This is a genomic window from Pseudoalteromonas sp. NH0006-26 (assembly GCF_057552415.1).
Window position 1 is genome coordinate 84,713 of the sequence record NZ_BAAJMJ010000010.1, and the last position, 23,686, is coordinate 108,398.

Here is a 23,686-nt window from a genome sequence, read left to right on the forward strand (position 1 = left end):
TGCCTTTTTCGTTGTAGAGGCGCTTACTAAGGTAAGCATTCGTTATTTTTAGCTGCCAAATAGTTATTCACTATCTATGAAATAATATCTTAAGCCCTTTATTTTAAAGGGGTACATGAAAGTTTTTGAAGAGACATAACCCCAAATTTCTGAAATAATGAGCGCCTGAAAATTGAACCACAACGTAGTTTCAGGCAAATATAATCGTATTAATTTTGCCCACCTATTTGGTTATTAACAATAATCACACCCCTATTCTACTGCTTTGTGATGCACACAATTAAGAGGAAATAAAATGACAGTCAATCGCGAATTATTTGATCACGTAATGGTTCCTAACTACGCACCTTCAAGCGTAATTCCAGTTCGAGGCGAAGGCTCTCGTGTATGGGATCAACAAGGACGAGAGTTTATCGACTTTGCTGGTGGTATTGCCGTTAACTGTCTTGGCCATTGCCATCCTGCATTAGTAGGTGCATTAAAAGAGCAAGGCGAAAAAATTTGGCATTTATCAAATGTAATGACCAACGAGCCAGCATTGCGTCTAGCTAAAAAAATGGTTGATGCGACCTTTGCAGAAAAAGTTTACTTTGCAAACTCAGGCGCAGAAGCAAACGAAGCGGCACTTAAATTAGCACGTCGTTTTGCGCTTGATAAATTTGGCGCAGAAAAATCGCAAATTATTGCTTTTAACAAAGGTTTTCACGGTCGTACATTCTTCACGGTTACTGTAGGCGGTCAAGCGGCTTACTCTGACGGTTTTGGTCCTAAGCCTGGTGATATTGTTCATTGTGACTACAATGATCTTGCCGCATTTGAAGCACTGATCAGTGACAATACCTGTGCAGTAATGATGGAGCCAATTCAAGGTGAAGGCGGTATTATCTCGCCAACTGACGAATTTGCACAAGGCGTTCGTGATTTATGTACTAAGCACAATGCACTGCTTATTTTTGATGAAGTGCAATCAGGTGTTGGTCGTACAGGTGAGCTTTACGCATACCAAGGTTTAAACGTAGTTCCTGACATTTTAACCTCAGCAAAAGCACTCGGTGGTGGTTTCCCAATTGGCGCCATGCTAACAACCACTGAAATTGCACAGCACCTTAAAGTAGGTACTCATGGTTCTACTTACGGCGGTAACCCACTAGCTTGTGCTGTTGCAGAAGCCGCATTTGATACTGTGAATAATCCAGAAGTATTAGCGGGCGTTAAAGCAAAAGCGGCGTTATTTACCGAGCTACTTAATGCGATCAACGAAAAGTACCACGTATTTAGTGAAATTCGTGGCCAAGGTTTATTAATCGGTGCCGTAGTAAATGAGCAGTACAAAGGACGCGCTAAAGAGTTTTTAGTTGCGGGTACTGAGCATGGCTTAATGTCACTTGTGGCAGGTGCTGATGTGGTTCGTTTTACTCCATCTTTAGTAATACCAGAAGCTGATATTCGCGAAGGTATGGCACGCTTTGAAAAAGCAGTAGCCCACGTTGTAAATGCGTAATCGCTAATTTAACTTCTCTAAGGGCAAACATTGTTTGCCCTTGCAGTTCCTATTTACCGTTATATATAAGGGAGTAAGCGGATTCATGATGATCCTTCGCCCAATCCAAAAAAGTGATTATGCAGCTTTAGTAACCATCGCCGACGAGTCGGGACATGGCTTTACTTCTTTACCTAATAACGAAGAGTTATTACAAAAGAAGATTGCACATTCTGTTAATTCATTTACAAAAACCACGTCACAACCCGGTGATGAAGGGTACTTATTTGTTCTTGAAGATACTGAAACTGGCGAAGTAGTTGGTACTTCAGGTATTGAAGCGGCAGTTGGCTTAGATGACGCATTTTATCATTACCATTTGAGTAAAGTGATTCACTCTTCGCGCACGCTAGATGTATATAAAGCGGTAGATATTCTCACCCTTTGTAACGACTACACTGGGGCTACAGAGCTGTGTACACTGTTTTTAAAAGACGGTTATCGTAAAAACTGTAACGGTAAGCTGCTTTCAAAAGCACGCTTTATGTTTATAAAACAACATCAGCAACGCTTTGCACAAACCGTTATCGCAGAAATGCGTGGCGTATCTGACGAAAACGGCAGTAGCCCATTTTGGCAGTGGCTTGAAGAACACTTTTTCTCAATGGATTTCCCAACTGCAGATTATCTGACGGGAATCGGGCAAAAAGTGTTTATTGCGGAGTTAATGCCTAAATACCCAATTTACGTCAATTTATTGAGTAAAGAAGCGCAAGCGGTTATTGGTCAAGTACACGATAATACGCGCCCAGCTATTCAGTTATTAAAAAGTGAAGGCTTTACTTTTAATGGTTACGTCGACATTTTTGATGCGGGTCCAACCGTTGAAGCAAAAGTAGATAACATTGCCACTGTACGTAATGCACAAAACTTTAGTGTTGAAATTGGCGAAATGACAGGTGATACCATGGTATTGCTAGCTAATGATAAGCTTGAAGACTTTAGAGCAACCGTAGCGCCAATGGCATTTGATTCGCGTTCTAATAGCCTGGTGCTTACGCAAGAACTTGCTGATGCATTACATTTAAAATCGGGCGATTTTGTTACTGCTACCCCAGTTTAATTTAGGAGAAAGTATATGACTCATCCTGCACAATTTATTAATGGTCAATGGTCACAAGGCCAAGGCACAGAATTTAATTCAGTTAACCCTGCAAATAACGACGTTATTTGGCAGGCATCAGCTGCAAGCGCAGAGCAAGTAGACAGCGCTGTAGCATCAGCACGTGAAGCATTTTATAGCTGGGCTGATAAAAGCTTTAGTGAGCGTTTAGAAATTGTAAAAACCTTTGCTGCAACATTAAAAGAGCACAGCGAAGAGCTAGCGGTTGCTATTGCACAAGAAACAGGTAAACCACTTTGGGAAACACGTACTGAAGCGGGCGCCATGGTAGGTAAAATTGCCATTGCTGAAAAAGCATTTTTAGACCGTACTGGTGATGTTGAAAACGCTATGCCGCAAGGCCGTGCGATGATCCGTCATAAGCCACATGGTGTTGTTGCTGTATTTGGTCCTTATAACTTCCCTGGGCACTTACCAAATGGCCACATTGTACCTGCACTTTTAGCTGGTAATACTGTGGTATTTAAACCCTCTGAACTTACACCTATGGTGGCTGAGCTAACCCTTAAACTATGGGAAAAAGCCGGTTTACCAGCAGGGGTTATTAACTTAGTACAAGGTGAAGTAGAAACAGGTAAAGCATTGGCGTCACACAAAGGCATTGATGGTTTATTCTTTACTGGGTCTTCACGTACGGGTCATATTTTACATGAACAGTTCGCAGGTCAACCAGGCAAGATTTTAGCACTCGAAATGGGTGGTAATAATCCGCTAATCGTTAAAGATGCAGAAGATACCCTCGCTGTAGTGCATGATATTGTGCAGTCTGCGTTTATCTCAAGCGGCCAACGTTGTACTTGTGCGCGTAAACTGTTTTTACCAACAGGTGCTAAAGGCGATGAAATTTTAGCGCGCTTAATTACAGCGACTAAGGCAATTAAAGTTGGTAACTACGACGACGCTGATCAACCATTTATGGGCTCAATGATATCAGCGGCCGCAGCGGCTGGTATGGTTAAAGCACAAGATGAGTTAAAAGCCATGGGTGGAGAAGTATTAGTTGAGCTTGAGCACACAGCAAATACAGGTTTTGTTACACCGGGTATTATTGAGTGTACAAATATTAATGACTTCCCAGATGAAGAGCATTTTGGTCCACTTTTAAAAGTATTCCGCTTTGACGATTTTGACCAAGCGATTGATAAAGCAAACGACACTAGCTTTGGTTTATCAGCAGGTTTACTAAGTGATAACCAAGCTGATTACGATCATTTCTTACGTCGTATTCGTGCGGGTATTGTTAACTGGAACCGCCCAATTACAGGTGCATCAAGTGCTGCACCGTTTGGTGGTATTGGTGCCTCAGGGAATCACAGAGCAAGCGCTTATTACGCTGCCGATTACTGTGCATACCCTGTTGCGTCTGTGGAGCTTGAAAAAGTAACCATGCCGGCAACATTAAGCCCAGGCTTAAAAATAGATTAAGTACTCTGAACATTAGTTAAGTACGACTTAATTAGTATAAAAGCAGCTTCGGCTGCTTTTTTTGTATTGCAATCTCACAAAGCTAGCAATTATCAGTGCTTTCTGCTTAAATTAAGCATTAGTAATTGCGAGGTAAATAAACAATGGTTTTAAACAGGCAAGGGTACGATGATTTAATAATGTACCTAACTCAGAATTTAGCGATGTTTGAGAAACCAGGCGAAATAAAGCCCGGCGCACCAACCGTTATTGAGTTAATTGAAGATGTCATTGCCGAAAATGTGATACTCATTTGCCAACAGCATCCTGACCTTTCTACTGAGCAACGTAGCCAAATTGTACGCGAAGTTGATGGTATTGTTTACGATTTACAAGAAGTACTTAGTAGTGTGACTTCCCACACTGTTACAGTCGAACAGCATGCTTTTATTGACGAGTTTGCTGGGCTAGTCAAAAACTTATTTGATAACGCAATTAATTAATAGTCCCCCTTTAAAAACCACGCTTTATTCGCTATTTAATTTTAAATGCGCGTGAGTGTCTGCGTGTAATGAATATAAATTATTGAGATAAAACAATGCAAGCAAATGTAAAATGGGTTGAAGGTAATACGTATATAGGTCGCTCTAACAGCAACCATAATGTGGTATTTGATGCGGGTAGTGATGGAGCTGCACCGAGTCCAATGGAAATGGTACTGATGTCTGTGGGTGGTTGTTCGTCGGTTGATGTTGTTAGCATTTTAAAAAAAACCAAACAAGACTTCTCATCAGTTGATGTGCAGTTAACTGCTGAGCGAGCAGAAACAGCCCCGCGGGTGTTTACAAAAATTAATTTACACTTTGTTGTAACTGGTAATGATGTCTCTGAAAAACACTTAGAACGAGCGGTTTCGCTTTCCGCTGAAAAGTATTGTTCTGTTGCATTAATGCTTGATAAAACAGTAGAAATTACTCATAGCCACGAAGTTGTTCAAGATCAGGGAAAATAACGCTTTTTCCGTGAGTGAAATTCGTATAAAATCCGCGAACTTTTCATTCTGCAGGTGCAGATTTCACTAATTTATAGGTTGGTTTATTATGAACAAACCCTTCGATAAACTTAAACTTCATGGCTTTAATAATTTAACCAAAAGCTTAAGCTTTAGTATTTACGATATTTGCTATGCAAAAACAGAGCAACAACGTAAAGAATACATAGAATATATCGATGAGCAGTATAGTGCAGATAGACTAACCGACATTTTAGGCGATGTGGTTGATATTATTGGTGCCAATATATTAAACGTTGCACGTCAAGATTACGAGCCACAAGGTGCCAGCGTAACTATTTTAGTTTCAGAAGAGCCGGTAGAAGAGCAGCAAAATTATGATGCTGATGAAGCGCCAGGACCATTACCTGACTCAGTGGTTGCACACCTTGATAAAAGCCATATATGCGTTCACACATACCCTGAAGCACACCCTGATGATGGCATTTGTACTTTCCGTGCGGATATTGAAGTATCAACCTGTGGCATTATTTCACCACTTAAAGCGTTAAACTTCTTAATTCATAGTCTTGAGTCTGATGTGGTAACGATTGATTACCGTGTACGTGGCTTTACCCGTGATGTAAACGGCGTTAAACATTACATTGATCATGCAATTAATTCGATTCAAAACTTCATGACAGAAGATACCAAAGAAGCGTACCAAATGATGGACGTGAACGTGTATCAAGAAAATCTGTTCCACACCAAAATGATGTTAAAAGAAACCGATTTAAACACCTATTTATTTGGTATTTCTACAGATGATTTGTCAGATGATGAAGAAGAAGAAATTCGTTCAAAACTGACGCGTGAAATGCAGGAAATATTCTATGGCCGTAATCTGCCAGATACAGAATAATAGCAACGCATTAAATAAAAATGGCGCTCACTGAGCGCCATTTTTGTATGTGTTGTTTAATGCTACTTAACGAGTAATAACTCGGTTTGTCGGCCATTGAGATACCACACACCGGTTTTATCAAACATGGCATCTTCTTCTAGCATTATTCTTATTTCTTTATTCCACGGTTTTATAAACACCGCATTGTTAAGCTCAATAGAATATGCCGTGTTTAAATGCAGCGGGTAATCGCCATCCCCCGGTACACCTTGCTGTGAGTCCCACATACCTAAAGTAGTGCCAGCTGCATGACCATGGTAGCCAAGCGGGTGAGTATAAATAGTGGGCTTTAACCCCTGTGCAATGGCTTTTTCGCGGGCGGCTTTTAAAACCTGATTACCTGTTTTACCAGCTGTAAATTCAGCTGTAAAAATGTCTTGTAGCTTATTACCCTTTTTTAACGCATCAACTAGGTAATCGGGAGCTTTTGTCTCGCCTGGTTTTAAAACATACGCGTGTTGTTGAGTGTCGGTATTTAAGCGCAAATAATTAATGCCAAAATCGACATGTAATAAGTCGCCTGCTTGAATAACATTATCGGCATAGCCGTTGGTAAAGCTGTCTTCATGGTCGAACGATTTGCTGTCGGCGCGTTGTATTGCAATGCTAGGATGAAACCACGTTTGCAGCTTAAGCTCCCTTACCCGCTCTCTAAACCACCACACTAAATCGTCGCTGGTTGTCTCTCCAACCGTAATAGTATTACTGGAGAATCCCTCAGCAATAATATGATGGGCAATAGATACAATATGCTTATACATATCTACTTCTTCGGGAATACGTTGTTCAAGCCATGAAACAGCCAGCGGCTCGGCTGATATTATTTTGCTTTGATATGGTTTAGGTAGGGTAGACATTAATTGTTTATAATCGCCCAGTACCAAGCCATCGGCATGAGCCCAGTCTGTTGATGTATTAAGGGCAATATTTCGTGGTTGGTATTGCTCAATTAGCTCATTAAGTGCACGCCACTGATTGGGCTGTGCTTGCTTATCCCAGGCCTTTTTAAACACACTTCCTATTTTGTAAGGCGCAATTGCAAAGGCGTCAACACCGCCTTGTTTGTTAACTGCAAATAATAAAATAGTGGTGCGCCTTGCCGAAAGCCATGTAGCAGGCAGCATGGTTTTTAATATCGGGTCTTCATTATATTCGCGGCTTATCATTAGCCACATATCTATATTGTGTTGCTGCATTAATGTGGGCAATAACGTTTTAATACGTTTTTCGGTAATGCTATCGATAAACGCTGCCCTTTCCTTCATTGATAGAATAGTAGGGGGCTCAGCGGCTTTAATTACAGGGCTAAGTAGTATGAGTATAAAAGTGAGTAAAAAAACGTATTTATTGTTTTGCATGGCTGGCTTATTTTTTAGACGAATATATAAGCTAACATTGCACAAACAATAATATAAACAAATCATTTGCGATAAACCGCAGGCACAAAAAAACCCAGCAAAATGCGCTGGGCTTTTGTAATAAATACTTACTTAGCTAAGCATGCTGTACAGTAACGCACACACTGCTAATGAGCCAACAGCCAGTACAAATAAGGTACTTAAACGATTACGGTACTTTTGTAAGCTAGGCACTTTGTAAACTGCAATCATTGGCATAATGAATAAAATCATCGCAATGATTGGGCCTGATAACTGATCCATCATATCTAGTATGCTTGGGTTTTTAACCGCGCAGAACCAAATAGCGAAAAACATCAGTACCGCACCCACTTTGTCAGCCACTTTAGGGCTCATGCTTGAGTGTTTAGTCACTAACCCAGTAAAGCTTTCGCGTGCCCCTAAAAAGTGACCTAAAAACGACGACATAATCGCAATAAAGGCAACCAAAGGTCCCAGCGTTGCAATAAATGAGTTTTCTGTAATATTAGCCAAGTAAGATAAAACAGAGACGTTTGCCGCTTTTGCTGCAGCCATTTGGTCACCGGTAAGCGATAACACACATGAGAACACAAATAACAAAACAAAGGTGATCAGTAATAAGCTGGTACGTTTTAGAATTGCTTCTGACTTAGACGTTGCTAGGTCAGCGTAGTGACTGCGTTGTTTATTAACAAAGCTTGAAATAGCTGCTGCATGGCTAAACGAAAACACAATAATAGGAATTGATAACCAAAGTGTTTTACTAAAGCTACCTAGCTCAGGCAAGGCTGTATCGGGCATTTGCCAACTTGGGATTAAATACAAAGACAAAAAGAATAAAATACCTACTAACGGGTAAACTAAAATAGCAAAGGCGCGCAGCATTAAGCGTTCACCGCCCATCATTAAGCCAATCATTAGCGCAACTAAAATACCCGATAAAGCAACGCGTGACGGCGACTCCATCCCTAATTGATTGACCATAAAGCTGTCTACCGTATTGGTTAAGCCCACACCGTAAATAAGTAAAATAGGGAAAATCGATAAAAAGTATAACAAGGAGATCAGCCGACCCGCGTTTACGCCAAAGTGTTCTTCTACTACATCGGTAAAGTCAGCATCTTTATTTTTTGACGATAATACAAAACGCGCCAAACCACGGTGCGCCAAAAAGGTCATAGGAAAGGCTAAACACGCCATAATAATCAGCGGCCAAAAACCACCAATACCAATATTAATCGGTAAAAATAAAATACCAGCACCCACTGCGGTGCCAAAAAGGCTCAGTGTCCACTGCGTATCATGCAGGTTCCATTTTGATTTAGACGTGTGTGCGTCTTGTGCTGGTGCATTTGAAAGCGTTGCACCTTGAGATGTTGTCATGTGTGTGTATCCATTATTTATCATAATAATTGCGCCGAAGAATATAGTTTTTAACCACACATTTCATGTGTTTTTATGTCGTGGATATAAATTTGTTGTAGCGTATTAGTTACTGACTGTCACGAATATGAAACAGTGCTCAAAAGGCAAGCAATTAGCGCGGGAATATGCCGCGAAATGAGTGAATAATCAGCATGATTGGTGTGAAAGGCGGGACATACAATCTGAAAAGTTATTTTCAAGTCAATGTGTACTTGGTATAGGTTAACTCAGTGAATGATTGATAAGTGTACTTATGAGAATTGAGAATGCTTGCTCACTTTCTTGGCCAGTTAATTGATAACTAACAACTCAAAACGGGTTTTATCCTGTAATATTGAAGCCATTAATAGGAACTTCATAAGAGATTTTTTCTAAACTCGGTTATACTTTCTACAATTTAATAAGCCAAATGAAGTAAATAGGCCGCTAATTGCAATGAGCAAAGACATTCTTTTCCATACTATTTTTGTGCACGAAACCAGTAAAACATGGGTTGTATTTGTCCATGGCGCAGGGGGTAGTTCGGCAATCTGGTTTCGTCAGCTTAAAGCCTATAAAAAAGAATATAATGTGTTGTTGCTTGATCTTCGTGGTCACGGTAAATCTAATGATCTATTACAAAACTTTGTTGATAATAATTACTCATTTAATAATGTCTCTAAAGACATTATCGATGTGTTAGATCATAACAATATCACCAGCGCACACTTTGTTGGTATTTCATTGGGCACAATTCTTATTCGAAATATTGCAGAAATCGCCCCGCAATATGTTTCTAGCATGGTGCTAGGCGGAGCTGTTACTCGTTTTAACACTCGTAGTAATACCTTGGTTTATTTAGGCAATACCTTTAAACACTTGTTGCCTTACATGTGGCTGTATCGTTTATTTGCTTTTATTATGATGCCGAAAAAGCGTCATAAAGAGTCTCGGCTTTTGTTTGTTCGTGAAGCAAAACGCTTGTGCCAAAAAGAGTTTATAAAGTGGTTTAAATTAGCCATGGACGTAAACCCCTTAATGCAGTATTTCAAAGAAAAAGACATTGATATACCCATTCTTTACATTATGGATAAAGAAGATCACATGTTCCTTGGCCCGGTTAAAGAAATGGTTAAGTGCCATAAAAATAGCGTACTGCAAACCATTCAACATTGTGGCCACGTATGCAATGTAGAACGCCCAGACTTATTCAATCAGCACTCACTTGCTTTTATCGCCCAACAAAATCGTTAAGCGTAAGAAAAAGAATTGGGTCAGACATTTTCGCATTTCCATTTAAAAAATTACAAAATAGCATTTGTATGACTCTGTTCTGTAAGGGAGCCTATGGCAAGGCAAGGCAAGAAATAATATTATTTATTGATGAGATACAATCAAATTTTCCGGATGTTATCCCGCTAATGAATAAGCACGAAAGTTGGGAGCTTACTTTTCGCATGGAAGAGTTTGCAAATCTAACAACTTTTGCATTCAACGAAAATGAAGTCACCAACGCTCTAAAGCATTTGTCATATATGAGTCTAAAACTAGACTCTGCAAGTCCTACTGAACTTGAGTACATAGACAGCTATTACGTCGAACACTTATTTTGGAATGCCACTCCCATAGGGATTGAAATAGGTTGGCCACTCGTCCCTGACAAACTTAAAAAACTTTACTTAGATTTTCACGGTCGAAAGCCAAAAATACAGTGAAACATAGGGGAGGCCTCTATTCTAGTAATATTGACTTGAAGGTGCACAGAGCTAATATAGATGCTGATGCAGCTGTTTCATAGTCGTTAAATTGATAAGCTGATGTGTAGCAAATTAATTGCTCTTCTTTCAAGATAAAAAAAGGAATTTAATAAATGGCACTTTTATCTATTTCACTAGGCGTTGCGTTTTTTACAGTTGCTATTATTTGGTTTGGATTTAGTGCTGCATACGGGGAAATGGAAAATTCAGGTTTTGCATTTGGCTTTATATTAGGTGTGTTGCCTGCGTTTATTGGCTTGGTTTTAATAGTGCCGAGTACACTTTACCGAACTATTTTTGTATTTTTCCAAAAGCCAGAGCAAACCCTAAAAGAAAAGGTTATTTTATTACTTGGTTTGTTTATAACTTTGCTGTGTTTGAGTGCGCTTATTAAGTTAATTTATACATAGCAAATAAAACGCCCTAGGGTATTTACCTTTACGCTCACTGAGCAGCCTTTATAGCTGAAGCTATCACTTGTTTTACTGACAACTGATAGCTTACAGCTGAGGGCTTTTATTCTTCTAAAGCAGAAACCACAAAATACGGATTTAAGTATTCATCTTTGGTGTTATACATAAGCGGGCTGCCATCAAGTTGAGTGACTTTTGCACCGGCTATTTCGGCGATGGCATGGCCTGCTCCGGTATCCCATTCACAGGTTGGGCCTAAGCGTGGGTAAATGTCGGCACTGCCCTCGGCGACTAAACACAGTTTCAGTGAGCTGCCTTTTGACACCATTTCAACCTCATCAAAGCGTTTTACAAATTCAGCTAAATCAGGAGAGGGGTGCGAGCGACTGCCTACAACACGAATAAGGCCTTTGTTAGGTTTGGTGGTAACTTTAAGCTCGATGCGCTCATCGCCTTTGTCTTTAAAAGCACCAATGGCTTCAGCGGCTATGTACGATACACCTAGCGCAGGGGCATCAACCACAGCTAAAACTGGTTTGCCGTTTTCGATTAGGGCAATATTAACGGTAAACTCGCCGTTCTTTTTAATAAATTCTTTGGTGCCATCAATTGGGTCAACCAGCCAATAGCTTTTCCATGTTTGGCGTACATCCCAACCAATATCGGCGCTTTCTTCACTCAATACGGGAATGTCTGGGGTGAGCTTTTTTAGTCCGGCACTAATGATTTTATGAGCTGCTAAGTCGGCGTCGGTTACGGGGCTTTCATCAGCTTTGTATTCAACGTTAAAGTCTTTGTTGTAAATACCCATAATCGCGCTTCCCGCTTCGCGAGCGAGAATAAGGGTTTCTTCTAGCAGTTCAGTTTGGTTCATTAGATGGGCCTATAGTATATGCTGATGTTTTAGATACGTTATCAGTTGAGCTACCGATTGGTCTAGGGTGTTTTTACTGGTATCTAAAATTATTTCAGGATTAACTGGCGGCTGGTAAGTAGAATCAATCCCGGTAAAGTGTTTAATTTCACCAGCGCGCGCCTTTTTATATAAGCCTTTTGGGTCGCGACTTTCACACACCTCAAGAGGGGTGTCGATGAATACCTCGATAAATTCACCCTCATCAACTAACTCACGAACCATGTCGCGCTCAGCTTTAAAGGGAGATATAAACGCAGTAAGAACTAACAAACCAGCGTCAACCATTAGCTTGGCGGTTTCGCCTACGCGGCGGATATTTTCAACGCGATCGGCATCACTAAAGCCTAAATCTTTACATAAACCATGGCGTACATTGTCGCCATCAAGTAGGTACGTGTGCGCACCTTGCTGATTGAGTGCTGCTTCTAGTGCATTCGCAACGGTACTTTTACCTGAGCCAGAAAAACCAGTAAACCATAAAATAGCCGGCTTATGCTTTTTTTGTTCGCTGCGCTGTACTTTAGTGGTGGCGTAATTATGCCAAACAATATTGTTATCCATTTGCTGTGTCTCTTTATGCTATAAACGCGGGCATTAAAACGGAAATACCAGCGGGATCAAAGTCAGTACGGTGATTGAATAAATAATAGAAAGCGGTAGCCCCATCATTACATAGTCTTTTAGTCGGTAGTTCCCTGCGCTGTAAACCATTAGATTAGTTTGATAACCAAAAGGTGAAATAAAGCTGGCTGAAGCGCCAAATGCAACCGCCATAATAAACGGTAAAGGTTCTACGTTAAAGCCAATGGCTAATGAGTAGGCAACCGGAAACGATAGCGCTGCTGCGGCATTATTAGTGATTAATTCGGTAAATAATACGGTCATTAAAAATATAGCGATAAACGCGCCATAAGGACCAAAGTCGCCTAGCACTACAAACATAGCGTCTGATATTTGCCCAGCAAGGCCGGTGCCTATCATCAGCTTAGCTAAACCTATGGCACTACCTACTACGGCAAGTAACTCAATAGGAAAGCGGCGCTTTATTTCGCTTAGTTTGATAGTACCACACAGCATTAGGCCAATAAGTAACACTAACAAGCCTTTAACCAGCGGTACTGCACCTAAAATACTTAATCCCAGCACACCCGCAAAGCTTAACAACACAATATTTGATTGCTTTGCACCGAGGTGGGTTTGTAAATCAAGCCCTGAAATATACACAAACTCGCGTTTTAAGTTAGTTAAGTCATAAAAGCTTTTACCAGGGGCGAGAATGAGTGAATCACCCGCTTGTAATCGCACTTGTCCAAGCCCGCCTTGTAAGCGGTCATGCCCACGGCGAATAGCAATAACGGCCGCATGAAATTGCTCTCTAAAGCGGGCTTCTTTTACCGTTTTGCCAATTAATTTAGACGACTGACTAACGACAACTTCAACGAGGTGTTCTATGTCTTTTTCGTGTTTGTCATGCACCACTTTTAAGCCGTCAAAACGAGTAAGCAAAGGTACCGACTTTATATCGCCTACAAACAGCAGTATGTCGTCTTGTTGAATAATATGTTGCGGGGTCACGGCGCAAATGCGGTTGCCATCGCGAATAATTTCAGCCAAAAACAAGTCTTTTAAATCGCGTAAACCGTTTTCTTCCACGGTGCGGTTTATTAGTTTAGAACCACTTTGTACTTTCCCTTCTAAATAAAAAGGCACCACCTCTTGGCTATTTTTACCATTGTCGGGCAGGCATTTTAGCATCACTAAAATAGTGATTAAGCCAATACTGAGTGCGCCCAAACCCACCAAGGTAAAGTCAAAAAAGCCCAGTGGCGCCATACCGGCATCTACTGCAAAACCATTTACAATTAAGTTAGTAGAGGTACCAATAAGCGTAATCGTCCCCCCTAAAATAGCGGTGTACGACAAGGGTAACAATAGCTTTGAGGGAGAGTGGTTTGGGTTATCCTTTATGGCGGTAATTAATGAAGCAACTACTGCGGTATTATTAGTAAACGACGATAAAAAGGCGGTAGAAAGCCCTAATTTAGTTACTGACTTAACTAAACTACCACTGGATAACGATTTAGCTAAGCGTTGAATAAGTGTGGTTTTTTCTATCGCTATCGACACTAAAATTAATAACACTAAAGTAATTAATGATGAGTTAGTGTAATTAACCAGCATGCTTTCTAAATCTATTAACCCGGTTAGGTAGCTGGTACCTATGGCACTAACAAATAACCATGCAGGATTAATACGGGTGCCAAACAGGCACCCGACTAAAAGCAACATAATGCCTGTTAAAATGAGCTGTTCTACCATGCTTTAAATGTTCCTAACAGGCGTTCATTAACGTTATAGCTTTGAGATATCAAGCGCTTGCCAATGTGGAAAGTGCTTGCGTACGAGGGCATTAAATTCAACTTCAAAGTCGCTAAATTGTCCCGCGTTTTCTTCACTTTGCAGTACCTGTTCTATCATTCCCGCTGCAACCGTTAAGTTTGATAAACGATCAATAAGAATAAACGAACCGGTTTCATGATTATGATGGTACTGATCGGCTAAAATAGTCTCGGTCAGCTCCAGTGTCACAATCGCAATTTCGTTTAACTGCAATGAATCTGCACTGCCATGCTCTAGCGTGTTTACATCAATTGTGTGATCAATTTTTGTGACCATGGCCGAGGTGTTTTTACTGCCAAGTTTAAGGTTGTAGCTTTTACCGAGTACCAATGGTGACTCGTGCATCCACACAATTTTAGCCTGTAATTGGTTGGTTACTTGCGCTTGCGAATTCGCAGGTACAATAACGTCTCCTCGGCTAATATCTATTTCAGTATTGAGGGTCACTGTAATTGCTTGGCCAGCTTCGGCGGTGTCGAGGTTGCCATCAAAAGTAACAATTTCTTTAATATGTGATGTTTTACCTGAAGGCAGTACCTTCACTTCATCACCTACACGTAATTTACCTGATGTAAGCGTGCCTTGAAAACCCCGGAAGTTTAGATTAGGGCGTACCACGTATTGCACCGGAAGACGCGCTTCAAAACCGGTGTCAATTTCAGCTGCTGGTGAGTCTTCTAATAGCTCAAGCAACGGCTTGTCGGTGTAATAAGGAGTATGTGCGGAGCGGGTTACTACGTTATCGCCTTTAAGTGCCGACATAGGCACAAACTTAATGTTTGATACGTTAAGTTGCTCGGCAAATTTTAAATAGTCAGCTTTAATTTTTTCATAAACGGTTTCATCAAAATCAACAATATCCATTTTGTTAACCGCAACCACAAACTGCTTAATACCTAATGAGTCACAAATAAAACTATGACGTTTAGTTTGTACCTGCACACCATAACGTGCATCCACTAAAATAATGGCAACATCACTGGTTGATGCACCGGTAACCATGTTACGGGTGTACTGCTCATGCCCTGGGGTGTCGGCAATAATAAACTTACGCTTAGCGGTTGAGAAATAACGGTACGCTACGTCAATTGTTATGCCTTGCTCACGCTCAGCTTGAAGGCCATCAACTAACAGTGCTAAATCAAGCTCTTCACCGGCGTTACCCACTTTTTCGTTATCTTTATGAAGCGCGGCTAGCTGATCTTCATAAATTTGGTGACTATCGTGCAGTAGGCGGCCAATGAGGGTTGATTTACCGTCATCCACACTGCCACACGTTAGCATACGTAATAAGCTTTTATCTTGTTGACGTGCTAGGTAAGCGTCTATACCAATTTCTTTTACTTCGTTAAATGTATCGTTATTTAGGTTAGACATTAGAAATACCCCTCACGTTTTTTCTTCTCCATTGAGCCTGCTGAGTCATGATCGATCACTCGACCTTCACGTTCAGATGACGATGAAAGCAGCATTTCTTCAATAATTTCGGTTAGATTGCTGGCTGTAGATTCAACTGCACCAGTCAGCGGGTAACAGCCTAATGTTCTAAAGCGAACCGACTTCATTTGCGGTACTTCACCTTCATTAAGCGGCATGCGATCGTCATCAACCATAATTAGCGTGCCATCGCGCTCTACCACTGGGCGCTCTTTAGCAAGGTATAGTGGCACCATTTCGATGTTTTCTTGATAAATGTATTGCCAAATATCTAGTTCAGTCCAGTTTGATAGTGGGAATACACGAATGCTTTCACCTGGGTTCACTTGGCTGTTATAGGTATTCCAAAGCTCAGGACGTTGGTTTTTAGGATCCCAGCGATGGTGTTTATCACGAAATGAGTAAACACGCTCTTTAGCCCGTGATTTCTCTTCATCACGACGTGCGCCACCAAATGCGGCATCAAAACTGTACTTGTTGAGCGCTTGCTTTAGCCCTTGAGTTTTCATGATATCGGTATGTTTACCCGAACCATGCGTGAATGGGCCTACACCCATTTCGATACCTTCAGGGTTTTTGTGCACGATTAAATCAAAGCCGTACTCTTTAGCTAAACGGTCGCGAAACTCAATCATTTCACGAAACTTCCAGTTGGTGTCTACGTGTAATAACGGAAACGGAATTTTTGCAGGGTAAAATGCTTTACGTGCTAAATGCAAAAGTACCGATGAATCTTTACCGATTGAGTAAAGCATAACTGGGTTCTCAAACTCAGCGGCGACTTCGCGCATGATTTTGATACTTTCAGCTTCAAGTTGCTGAAGGTGAGTTAAAGCCATTGTTGGTCGTCCTACTAAAATGATTAAATTAAAATCTGTTAAATTACGCTACGTCTGTCAGCGGTTGAGCAAAACTACTGATCTGCGCTTTTTCGCCAAACCAGTGTAATTGGTCATGCAGTGAGGCTACTTCACCGATAATCAGTAACGCGGGCGAAATTATTTGATGCTGCTCAATTAACTGTGCTAATTGGTCTAACTGTCCTGTGACAACACGTTGATTTTTACGGGTGCCGTTTTCAATAATTGCCACTGGTGTTGTTGCTTCTCGCCCATGTTTTAATAGCTCAGCTTGAATATGCGGCGATTTAATCACCCCCATATAAATAGCCAGTGTTTGGTTTTTTTGTGCAAGCGACTGCCAATTAAGCTCTTGGCCTTCCTTTTTACAGTGACCAGTAACAAATTGAATAGCTTGAGCATGGTCGCGATGCGTTAAAGGAATACCTGCATAGGCACTACAGCCTGCGGCCGCCGTTATACCTGGCACTATTTGGTAATTTACGTTATTGGCTGCCAGTACTTGTACTTCTTCGCCACCACGACCATAAATAAATGGGTCGCCGCCTTTAATACGACATACTTTTTTACCTTGTTGCGCTAAATCAACTAGCATCTGGTTAGTGTCTTCTTGGGCTACGCTATGATCGCCTAAGCGCTTACCCACACAAATTAAATCGGCATCGCGGCGTACTAATTCCATAATTTCGTCGGAAACTAAATAATCATATACCACCACGTCGGCTTGTTGCATTAGCTGCAATGCTTTTAGGGTGAGTAGCTCTGGATCCCCAGGGCCTGCACCCACTACGTATACTTCGCCTTCTGGCTCAACTTTGGCATCTAGCATTTGTTCTAGTTGTTGCTCAGCGCCATGAGTATCACCGGTTTGGACTTTACTCACTACTGATGAATCAAATACGCCTTCCCAAAACTGGCGACGATCGGCAAAGTGTTTAAAGCGCTGTTTTACTTTATGACGAAAGCCACCGACTAAGTTGGCTAGCGGGCCAATATGTTGCGGGATAAGTGTTTCGAGCTTTTCACGTAAACGCCGTGCTAATACCGGCGCGGTACCTGCGCTTGAAATCGCAATGGTAATTGGGTTGCGATCAACAATAGAGGGGAAAATAAAGGTACATTTAGGTTGATCATCCACCACGTTTACAAACACATTACGGGCATTGGCGAGTTCAAATACCGTATTGTTAACTTCATCATTGTCGGTGGCGGCAATAATCAAAATTTTGCCATCAAGATGTGACTCTTCAAAATAGGCATCTATTAATGTTACTTCATTGTTGTGAGCATGTTCTTTTAATTCATCACAAAACCATGGGGCAACTAAGGTTACAGCGGCACGCGCTTTTAAGAACGCGCGGCATTTTCGCAAGGCAACCTCTCCACCGCCAACTACCAATACTGGCTTGTTGTCGAGTTTGGTAAAGATAGGTAAATATTGCACTGAGTAACGCCCCTAAAAGAGATAATAAAGTGTATAACGCAAAGGCAGAATATAGCGGCTATTGATAAGTAAAAAATAATTAAATCTTAGTTGATATACTTAAAAGTTATATGAATCATGTTTTTTAGGTCTAAATCGTATTTAGTAAGGGGTAGAGTGACATTTAGTATAAAAAACGCGCTTATAGTGTTTGGTTATGAGCTATAGCAAGATTAAGCTATGATACTTATATAGTTTAAGGTTTCTAAAATTTCATGGGCATAAAATGACAAATAACATTCAAAACGCCATGCTAGCTGTTAGTTTAATGGATTTAACCAGTTTAAACACCGATGATAGTCAAGCTAGTATTAATGCATTAGTAAACAGTATTGATCCTAAGTTAGGCACGCCTGCTGCAGTTTGTGTGTTTAGTGAATTTGTAGATGATGCAAAAATAGCACTCGCTAATCGGTTATTGAGTCATGTAAAAGTGGCCACAGTGACTAACTTTCCTACAGGTGATGCGCAACTTAATGAAGTGCTTAATGAAACACTAATAGCTATAGAGCGTGGGGCCGATGAAATTGACTTAGTCATTCCTTACAAAGCACTTATAAAAGGTGAAGCTGATACGGTGCTGGAATACGTGAGTGAAAGTAAAAAAGCATGTGGTAGTCGCGCTAAACTTAAAGTGATTATTGAAAGCGGTGAACTAAAAACACCTGCACTTATTGCTCAAGCAACCGAGCTTGCTATTCAAGGGGGAGCTGATTTTGTAAAAACCAGCACCGGTAAAGTCGCGGTTAACGCCACGCTTGAAGCAACTGAAATTATGCTTAAAGTTATTAAAAAGTCATCAAAACCAGTTGGCTTTAAGGCCGCTGGCGGGGTAAAAACCTCTGTAGATGCCAATGCTTATATGCAACTAACAACCGAGATTATAGGCCATGATTATTTAGCTCCAGAGACATTTAGGTTTGGCGCTTCATCGTTGTTAAATGACGTTTATAAGGTATTGAATGAAACGCAGCAGTGATGCCGAAAAACAACAATTGGAGCACGATGCAGCTAAGTTGTTTTTGCGTTGCTATGAACAGCAAACCGGCATTCATATGCGCCACATTTGGCATAATGAACCCGATAGACCTGATGTAAGCTGTTACCAAGCAAATGAGCAACTCGATATAGAAGTAGCGCATTTATACGCTAGTGAAACCGAAGCAATGGCCGTGCTAGGCCGACCACTGTCGATACAAATGCAACGTGACTTAGCTGACATGGCTCAACAGCCCAGTGAGCACCGACTGCAATCAGCATTAGGACGATTGCTCAAACAAAAAGCGACTAAGCGTTATTACTCAAAACGTACCTGGTTGCTAATTCGTAATGCCAGTACCATTTGGCATAAGAGTGATTTTGAAGCGGTAATAAAAAAAGTAGCCTTTCCAAAAACCCATCAATTTGAGCAAATTTGGTTGTTATGTGATTTTTATAAAGGTGAATTATTACAAGTAGATTAACGAAAGAAGAGGCTAGTTTGTATCAATAAAATGCTTCTAAACGGATGAAAGCGACAGGATTAATCTGATTATCGGGTCTGTAAACTTATTAACCGCGAAGATTTTATCAGATGGGTATCTTTACTCTTGTGTTAATGAATTGCGTAAGTATAATAGGCATCCACTTTGCAGGGGCGTAGTTCCAATTGGTAGAACAGCGGTCTCCAAAACCGACGGTTGGGAGTTCGAATCTCTCCGCCCCTGCCAATTTTTACAAAGTGAGCAAAGTCTAGAACTAAAAATCGGTTTAAGTAAGCTTGTTTTTAAGTTTAGATTTTAATGGATTAACCCTGTCGACGTGCAGGGTTGTTGTGTCTGTAGTTAAGGTAATAATATTATGAGCACGAATGTGGAAACACCATCAAGTGGGATGGATGCGGTAAAGTGGCTTGTGGCAATTGCGCTACTTGCAGGCGCAGTAGTTGGTAATTATATGTATGCAGATCAGTCTGTATTATTACGTGCTATTGGTGTTGTTGTTGCCGTTGCAGCGGGTTTAGGCATCGCAGCAGTAACTGAAAAAGGACGTACCTTTCTAGCTTTTGCAAAAGAAGCACGTATTGAAGTACGTAAAGTAGTTTGGCCAACGCGTCAAGAGACAACGCACACGACATTAATCGTAATGGTTGCAACAGTGATTATGGCATTAATCCTTTGGGGATTAGATGGCATATTATTCCGCGCTGTAGGCTTTTTAACTGGATTGGAGATCTGATCCCATGTCGGATGAGAATAACGAAAAGAAACTACGTTGGTACGTAGTACAGGCTTTCTCAGGTTATGAGAAGCGTGTTGCTCAAACTTTATTAGAGCACATTAAAATCAAAGGTCTAGAAGATAGCTTTGGTGAAGTATTAGTTCCTACTGAAGAAGTAGTAGAGATGCGTGCTGGTCAAAAGCGTAAATCTGAGCGTAAATTCTTCCCAGGTTACGTACTAGTACAAATGGATATGAACGATGCAAGCTGGCACTTAGTAAATAGCACTGAACGTGTTATGGGCTTTATTGGTGGCACATCAGACCGTCCTGCGCCTATCAGCACTAAAGAAGCTGATCGTATTCTTAACCGTCTACAAGAGAACGCAGAAGCGCCTAAACCAGCAACATTATTTGAGCCGGGTGAAGTGGTTCGTGTTACTGATGGTCCATTTGCAGACTTTAGTGGTGTGGTTGAAGAAGTTGACTACGAAAAGAGCCGCGTTAAAGTGTCGGTACTTATTTTTGGTCGTTCTACGCCAGTTGAACTTGAATTTGGTCAAGTTGAACAAGATAAGTAATTGATTTAAAGCGTCGCGTCAAAAGTTTTTAAATTTTTGGCACGAAGCTTGAAAAAGGCCGCTGATTAACTTATAATCAGCGGCCTTTTTGTATTCAGGGAAAACGTTTGTTTAACTGTTTACTAAAAAGTGAGAAACCAATTTTTAAACTGGGAAGCCGCTAGAGTACGCGTCCTCGCGCGCACAAGGCTAAGACCCACCTAATGAGGTATTTATAATGGCTAAGAAAGTTGAAGCTCTAATCAAGCTACAAGTTGCTGCTGGTATGGCTAACCCTAGTCCTCCAGTAGGTCCAGCACTAGGTCAACACGGTGTAAACATCATGGAATTCTGTAAAGCGTTCAACGCACGTACAGAATCTATCGAAAAAGGCGCTCCAGTTCCTGTAGTGATCTCTGTTTACGGCGACCGTTCATTTACGTTCGACATGAAAACGCCACCGGCTGCTTACTTACTTAAGAAAGCTGCAGGTATCAAATCTGGTTCAGGCCGTCCTAACACTGAAAAAGTAGGCACAGTAACTCGTGCTCAACTTGAAGAAATCGTTGAGACAAAGAAACCAGACCTTACAGCTTCTGATTTAGAAGCTGCGGTTCGCACTATCGCAGGTTCTGCGCGTGCGATGGGCTTGAACGTAGAGGACTAAGATAATGGCTAAATTAACTAAACGTATGCGTACTATCCGCGAAAAAGTGGAAGTAACTAAAGATTACGAAATTAACGAAGCAGTTGCTCTTTTAAAAGAACTAGCAACAGCTAAATTCGTAGAAAGTGTTGACGTTGCTGTTAACCTTGGTATCGATGCTCGTAAATCTGATCAAAACGTTCGTGGTGCTACTGTACTACCTAACGGTACTGGTCGTGACGTTCGTGTTGCTGTATTCACTCAAGGCGCTAATGCAGAAGCTGCAAAAGAAGCCGGTGCTGAATTAGTAGGCATGGAAGATCTTGCTGACCTAGTTAAGAAAGGCGAGATGAATTTTGACGTTGTTGTTGCATCACCAGACGCTATGCGTGTTGTTGGTCAACTAGGTCAAATCTTAGGCCCACGTGGTCTAATGCCAAACCCTAAAACTGGTACTGTAACACCTAACGTTGCAGAAGCAGTTAAAAATGCGAAAGCAGGTCAAGTGCGTTACCGCAATGACAAAAATGGTATCATCCATACTACTATTGGTAAGGTTGATTTCACTGCTGAGCAGTTACAACAAAACCTTGAAGCTCTAATTGTTGCGCTTAAGAAGGCTAAACCTTCTCAAGCTAAAGGTGTTTACTTGAAGAAAGTAACTATCTCTACAACAATGGGCGCAGGTGTTTCTGTTGACCAAGGCACTTTAAGCACAGTTGTTGCTTAATTGAGTGTTTACATGGCGTGAAATTTGTACTATAATTTTGCGCCATTTTGCTGATTAATTTAGTTAATCGCAAAGTAAAGAATTCGGGTTGAAGTCCATAATTTCGAAGCGCCTTCGGGCAACGCGATAAATTGGGCTTCCGTCCAAGACCGTAGGCGGCTTCGGCCTTAATATTACCTACGTAGACGGTGTGAATCCCCAGATAGATTTTTCCTAATCTTCTGGCTCTCGCCGTAAAAAGCATCTCCATCTTTATTGATGGGGAAGAGTAAAACAGGGAAGCCGATGTACGGCAACCCATTAAACCAGGAGTAACACCCATGGCTTTAAATCTTCAAGGCAAAAAGGCAATTGTTGCTGAAGTCAACGAAGCAGCCACTGGTGCTCTATCTGCAGTAGTTGCAGATTCTCGTGGTGTAACAGTTGGTGCAATCACTGCCCTTCGTAAAGAAGCTCGCGAAGCGGGTGTTTGGATGAAAGTTGTCCGTAACACTCTAGCTAAACGTGCTCTTGAAGGAACAGACTTTGAATGCCTATCTGATTCATTTGTTGGTCCAAGCTTAATCGCTTTCTCATCAGAGCACCCAGGTGCTGCTGCGCGTATCTTTTCAGACTTCGCGAAAAAGAATGAGAAATTTGAGCTTAAAACGGCCGCTTTTGAAGGTAATGTAGTAGATGCAGCTATGCTTGCAACTCTACCTACATACGACGAAGCTGTTGCACGCTTAATGAGCGCTATGAAAGAAGCGTCTGCTGGTAAATTGTGTAAAACAATTGAAGCAGTACGTGTACAGAAAGAAGAGCAAGCTGCTTAATTTTAAGCTGTTTAATCCCTTTCGGTGTAAATTTATTTGGACCTTAGAGTCCGTTAATTATTAGGAAATTTGTAATGTCTGTAACTAAAGACCAAATCCTTGACGCAATTGCTGAAATGTCAGTAATGGACGTTGTTGCTCTAGTTGAAGCAATGGAAGAAAAATTCGGCGTAACTGCTGCAGCTGCTATGGTAGCAGGTCCTGCTGCTGAAGCTGCTGAAGAGAAAACAGAATTTGACGTAATCCTTACTGGCGCTGGCGCTAATAAAGTTGCGGCAATCAAAGCTGTACGTGGCGCAACTGGTCTTGGCTTAAAAGAAGCTAAAGCTCTAGTTGAAGCTGCTCCAACTCCAGTTAAAGAAGGTATCTCTAAGGAAGAAGCTGAAGCTCTTGCTAAAGACCTTACAGAAGCTGGTGCTGAAGTTGAGGTTAAGTAATCTAGCTTTTGCTAGGTTCGCTGCCTGAGAAATCAGGCAAGGGCTGGTGATTATTTAATCACCGGCCTTTTTGCGCTATAGAGCGACTATTCTTATAGCGCAAATAAAATCTGATTTATTCTTTAATTTCAACGCTTTATAGTTTGCTAGTGTTGAGGTGGGATTAAGTTGGAACAACAGTTAAATGTTGTACATCTTGGCATAGATGCCAGTTAAGTCTGTTCTTACA

Annotated in this window: 25 protein-coding genes and 1 tRNA gene; 18 read left to right on the plus strand and 8 right to left on the minus strand. The window is 41.2% G+C overall.

Translation table 11 applies throughout. The annotated features are described in order from the left end of the window. The first annotated feature begins 295 nt into the window (after nucleotides 1–295). From AC27JR_RS14325 to speD, 6 genes are all read left to right on the plus strand, one after another. Entirely contained in the window at nucleotides 296–1,501 is a 1,206-nt protein-coding gene (locus AC27JR_RS14325) for an aspartate aminotransferase family protein (RefSeq protein WP_008108435.1), read from the plus strand. 85 nt (nucleotides 1,502–1,586) lie between these two features. After that, nucleotides 1,587–2,603: an arginine N-succinyltransferase gene (astA, locus tag AC27JR_RS14330; RefSeq protein ID WP_131690330.1), complete on the plus strand. Its 1,017-nt coding sequence runs from the start codon at nucleotides 1,587–1,589 to the stop codon at nucleotides 2,601–2,603. A gap of 15 nt (nucleotides 2,604–2,618) precedes the next feature. Further along, nucleotides 2,619–4,088: a succinylglutamate-semialdehyde dehydrogenase gene (gene astD / locus AC27JR_RS14335; RefSeq protein ID WP_008108437.1), complete on the plus strand. Its 1,470-nt coding sequence runs from the start codon at nucleotides 2,619–2,621 to the stop codon at nucleotides 4,086–4,088. Nucleotides 4,089–4,231: 143 nt separating this feature from the next. Further along, the gene (locus AC27JR_RS14340; RefSeq protein ID WP_008108438.1) at nucleotides 4,232–4,570 is read left to right on the plus strand and encodes a DUF3802 family protein; all 339 of its coding nucleotides are present in this window, start codon (nucleotides 4,232–4,234) and stop codon (nucleotides 4,568–4,570) included. Nucleotides 4,571–4,665: 95 nt separating this feature from the next. After that, complete coding sequence (locus tag AC27JR_RS14345) at nucleotides 4,666–5,079, plus strand: OsmC family protein (protein WP_487173965.1); 414 nt, start codon at nucleotides 4,666–4,668, stop codon at nucleotides 5,077–5,079. Nucleotides 5,080–5,167: 88 nt separating this feature from the next. Then, nucleotides 5,168–5,980 (plus strand): adenosylmethionine decarboxylase, encoded by an 813-nt coding sequence (gene speD, locus AC27JR_RS14350; protein WP_008468810.1) that lies wholly within the window; start codon nucleotides 5,168–5,170, stop codon nucleotides 5,978–5,980. A gap of 62 nt (nucleotides 5,981–6,042) precedes the next feature. Here the strand turns inward: speD and AC27JR_RS14355 are convergent, their stop codons facing one another. Together AC27JR_RS14355 and AC27JR_RS14360 are read right to left on the minus strand one after the other, a co-directional pair. Continuing rightward, a complete protein-coding gene (locus tag AC27JR_RS14355) occupies nucleotides 6,043–7,380 on the minus strand; it encodes a M24 family metallopeptidase (RefSeq protein ID WP_487173966.1) in 1,338 nt (445 codons plus the stop codon). 132 nt (nucleotides 7,381–7,512) lie between these two features. Further along, complete coding sequence (locus AC27JR_RS14360) at nucleotides 7,513–8,784, minus strand: aromatic amino acid transport family protein (RefSeq protein ID WP_487173967.1); 1,272 nt, start codon at nucleotides 8,782–8,784, stop codon at nucleotides 7,513–7,515. Nucleotides 8,785–9,261: 477 nt separating this feature from the next. Here AC27JR_RS14360 and AC27JR_RS14365 point away from each other — a divergent pair, with 477 nt between their 5' ends. The 3 genes from AC27JR_RS14365 to AC27JR_RS14375 all read left to right on the plus strand — a co-directional run bounded on the left by AC27JR_RS14365 (nucleotide 9,262) and on the right by AC27JR_RS14375 (nucleotide 10,972). Next, a complete protein-coding gene (locus AC27JR_RS14365) occupies nucleotides 9,262–10,059 on the plus strand; it encodes an alpha/beta fold hydrolase (protein WP_487173968.1) in 798 nt (265 codons plus the stop codon). A 68-nt stretch (nucleotides 10,060–10,127) separates the two neighbouring features. After that, the gene (locus tag AC27JR_RS14370; protein ID WP_487173969.1) at nucleotides 10,128–10,520 is read left to right on the plus strand and encodes a DUF7674 family protein; all 393 of its coding nucleotides are present in this window, start codon (nucleotides 10,128–10,130) and stop codon (nucleotides 10,518–10,520) included. A 155-nt stretch (nucleotides 10,521–10,675) separates the two neighbouring features. Continuing rightward, nucleotides 10,676–10,972, plus strand: a complete 297-nt coding sequence (locus AC27JR_RS14375) for a hypothetical protein (RefSeq protein ID WP_487173970.1) — start codon at nucleotides 10,676–10,678, stop codon at nucleotides 10,970–10,972. 106 nt (nucleotides 10,973–11,078) lie between these two features. On the opposite strand, the gene cysQ is transcribed toward AC27JR_RS14375, so the two are convergent. Genes cysQ through cysG form a run of 6 tightly spaced genes read right to left on the minus strand, consistent with a single transcriptional unit; the run spans nucleotide 11,079 to nucleotide 18,032 of the window. Beyond that, a complete protein-coding gene (cysQ, locus tag AC27JR_RS14380; protein WP_487173971.1) occupies nucleotides 11,079–11,849 on the minus strand; it encodes a 3'(2'),5'-bisphosphate nucleotidase CysQ in 771 nt (256 codons plus the stop codon). 9 nt (nucleotides 11,850–11,858) lie between these two features. Next, nucleotides 11,859–12,452, minus strand: a complete 594-nt coding sequence (cysC, locus tag AC27JR_RS14385; protein ID WP_008108444.1) for an adenylyl-sulfate kinase — start codon at nucleotides 12,450–12,452, stop codon at nucleotides 11,859–11,861. A gap of 33 nt (nucleotides 12,453–12,485) precedes the next feature. After that, on the minus strand, nucleotides 12,486–14,210 hold the full coding sequence (locus AC27JR_RS14390) for an SLC13 family permease (RefSeq protein WP_076919445.1): 1,725 nt from the start codon (nucleotides 14,208–14,210) through the stop codon (nucleotides 12,486–12,488). A 33-nt stretch (nucleotides 14,211–14,243) separates the two neighbouring features. Then, complete coding sequence (gene cysN, locus AC27JR_RS14395; RefSeq protein ID WP_008468825.1) at nucleotides 14,244–15,668, minus strand: sulfate adenylyltransferase subunit CysN; 1,425 nt, start codon at nucleotides 15,666–15,668, stop codon at nucleotides 14,244–14,246. Further along, complete coding sequence (gene cysD / locus AC27JR_RS14400) at nucleotides 15,668–16,567, minus strand: sulfate adenylyltransferase subunit CysD (RefSeq protein ID WP_076919444.1); 900 nt, start codon at nucleotides 16,565–16,567, stop codon at nucleotides 15,668–15,670. Before cysD ends, cysN begins: the two co-directional genes overlap by 1 nt. A gap of 43 nt (nucleotides 16,568–16,610) precedes the next feature. Further along, a complete protein-coding gene (gene cysG, locus AC27JR_RS14405; RefSeq protein ID WP_131690335.1) occupies nucleotides 16,611–18,032 on the minus strand; it encodes a siroheme synthase CysG in 1,422 nt (473 codons plus the stop codon). Nucleotides 18,033–18,297: 265 nt separating this feature from the next. On the opposite strand from cysG, the gene deoC reads away from it, so the two are divergent. From deoC to rplL, 9 genes are all read left to right on the plus strand, one after another. Then, nucleotides 18,298–19,050: a deoxyribose-phosphate aldolase gene (gene deoC, locus AC27JR_RS14410; RefSeq protein ID WP_487173972.1), complete on the plus strand. Its 753-nt coding sequence runs from the start codon at nucleotides 18,298–18,300 to the stop codon at nucleotides 19,048–19,050. Beyond that, nucleotides 19,034–19,534, plus strand: coding sequence for a hypothetical protein (locus AC27JR_RS14415; RefSeq protein WP_008108456.1), 501 nt, complete (start codon nucleotides 19,034–19,036; stop codon nucleotides 19,532–19,534). Before deoC ends, AC27JR_RS14415 begins: the two co-directional genes overlap by 17 nt. 169 nt (nucleotides 19,535–19,703) lie before the next feature. Further along, a tRNA-Trp gene (locus AC27JR_RS14420) sits at nucleotides 19,704–19,780 on the plus strand. Between the two features lie 130 nt (nucleotides 19,781–19,910). Next, entirely contained in the window at nucleotides 19,911–20,288 is a 378-nt protein-coding gene (gene secE, locus AC27JR_RS14425; RefSeq protein WP_008468833.1) for a preprotein translocase subunit SecE, read from the plus strand. A 4-nt stretch (nucleotides 20,289–20,292) separates the two neighbouring features. Further along, nucleotides 20,293–20,850 carry a transcription termination/antitermination protein NusG gene (gene nusG / locus AC27JR_RS14430; RefSeq protein WP_008108460.1) on the plus strand — a complete coding sequence of 186 codons (558 nt, stop codon included), beginning with the start codon at nucleotides 20,293–20,295 and terminating at the stop codon, nucleotides 20,848–20,850. Between the two features lie 217 nt (nucleotides 20,851–21,067). After that, nucleotides 21,068–21,496 (plus strand): 50S ribosomal protein L11, encoded by a 429-nt coding sequence (gene rplK, locus AC27JR_RS14435; protein ID WP_008108462.1) that lies wholly within the window; start codon nucleotides 21,068–21,070, stop codon nucleotides 21,494–21,496. Between the two features lie 4 nt (nucleotides 21,497–21,500). Then, nucleotides 21,501–22,205: a 50S ribosomal protein L1 gene (gene rplA, locus AC27JR_RS14440; protein ID WP_010392122.1), complete on the plus strand. Its 705-nt coding sequence runs from the start codon at nucleotides 21,501–21,503 to the stop codon at nucleotides 22,203–22,205. A 320-nt stretch (nucleotides 22,206–22,525) separates the two neighbouring features. Then, on the plus strand, nucleotides 22,526–23,020 hold the full coding sequence (rplJ, locus tag AC27JR_RS14445) for a 50S ribosomal protein L10 (protein WP_008108464.1): 495 nt from the start codon (nucleotides 22,526–22,528) through the stop codon (nucleotides 23,018–23,020). A 74-nt stretch (nucleotides 23,021–23,094) separates the two neighbouring features. After that, entirely contained in the window at nucleotides 23,095–23,457 is a 363-nt protein-coding gene (gene rplL / locus AC27JR_RS14450) for a 50S ribosomal protein L7/L12 (protein ID WP_008108465.1), read from the plus strand. Nucleotides 23,458–23,686: the final 229 nt, after the last annotated feature.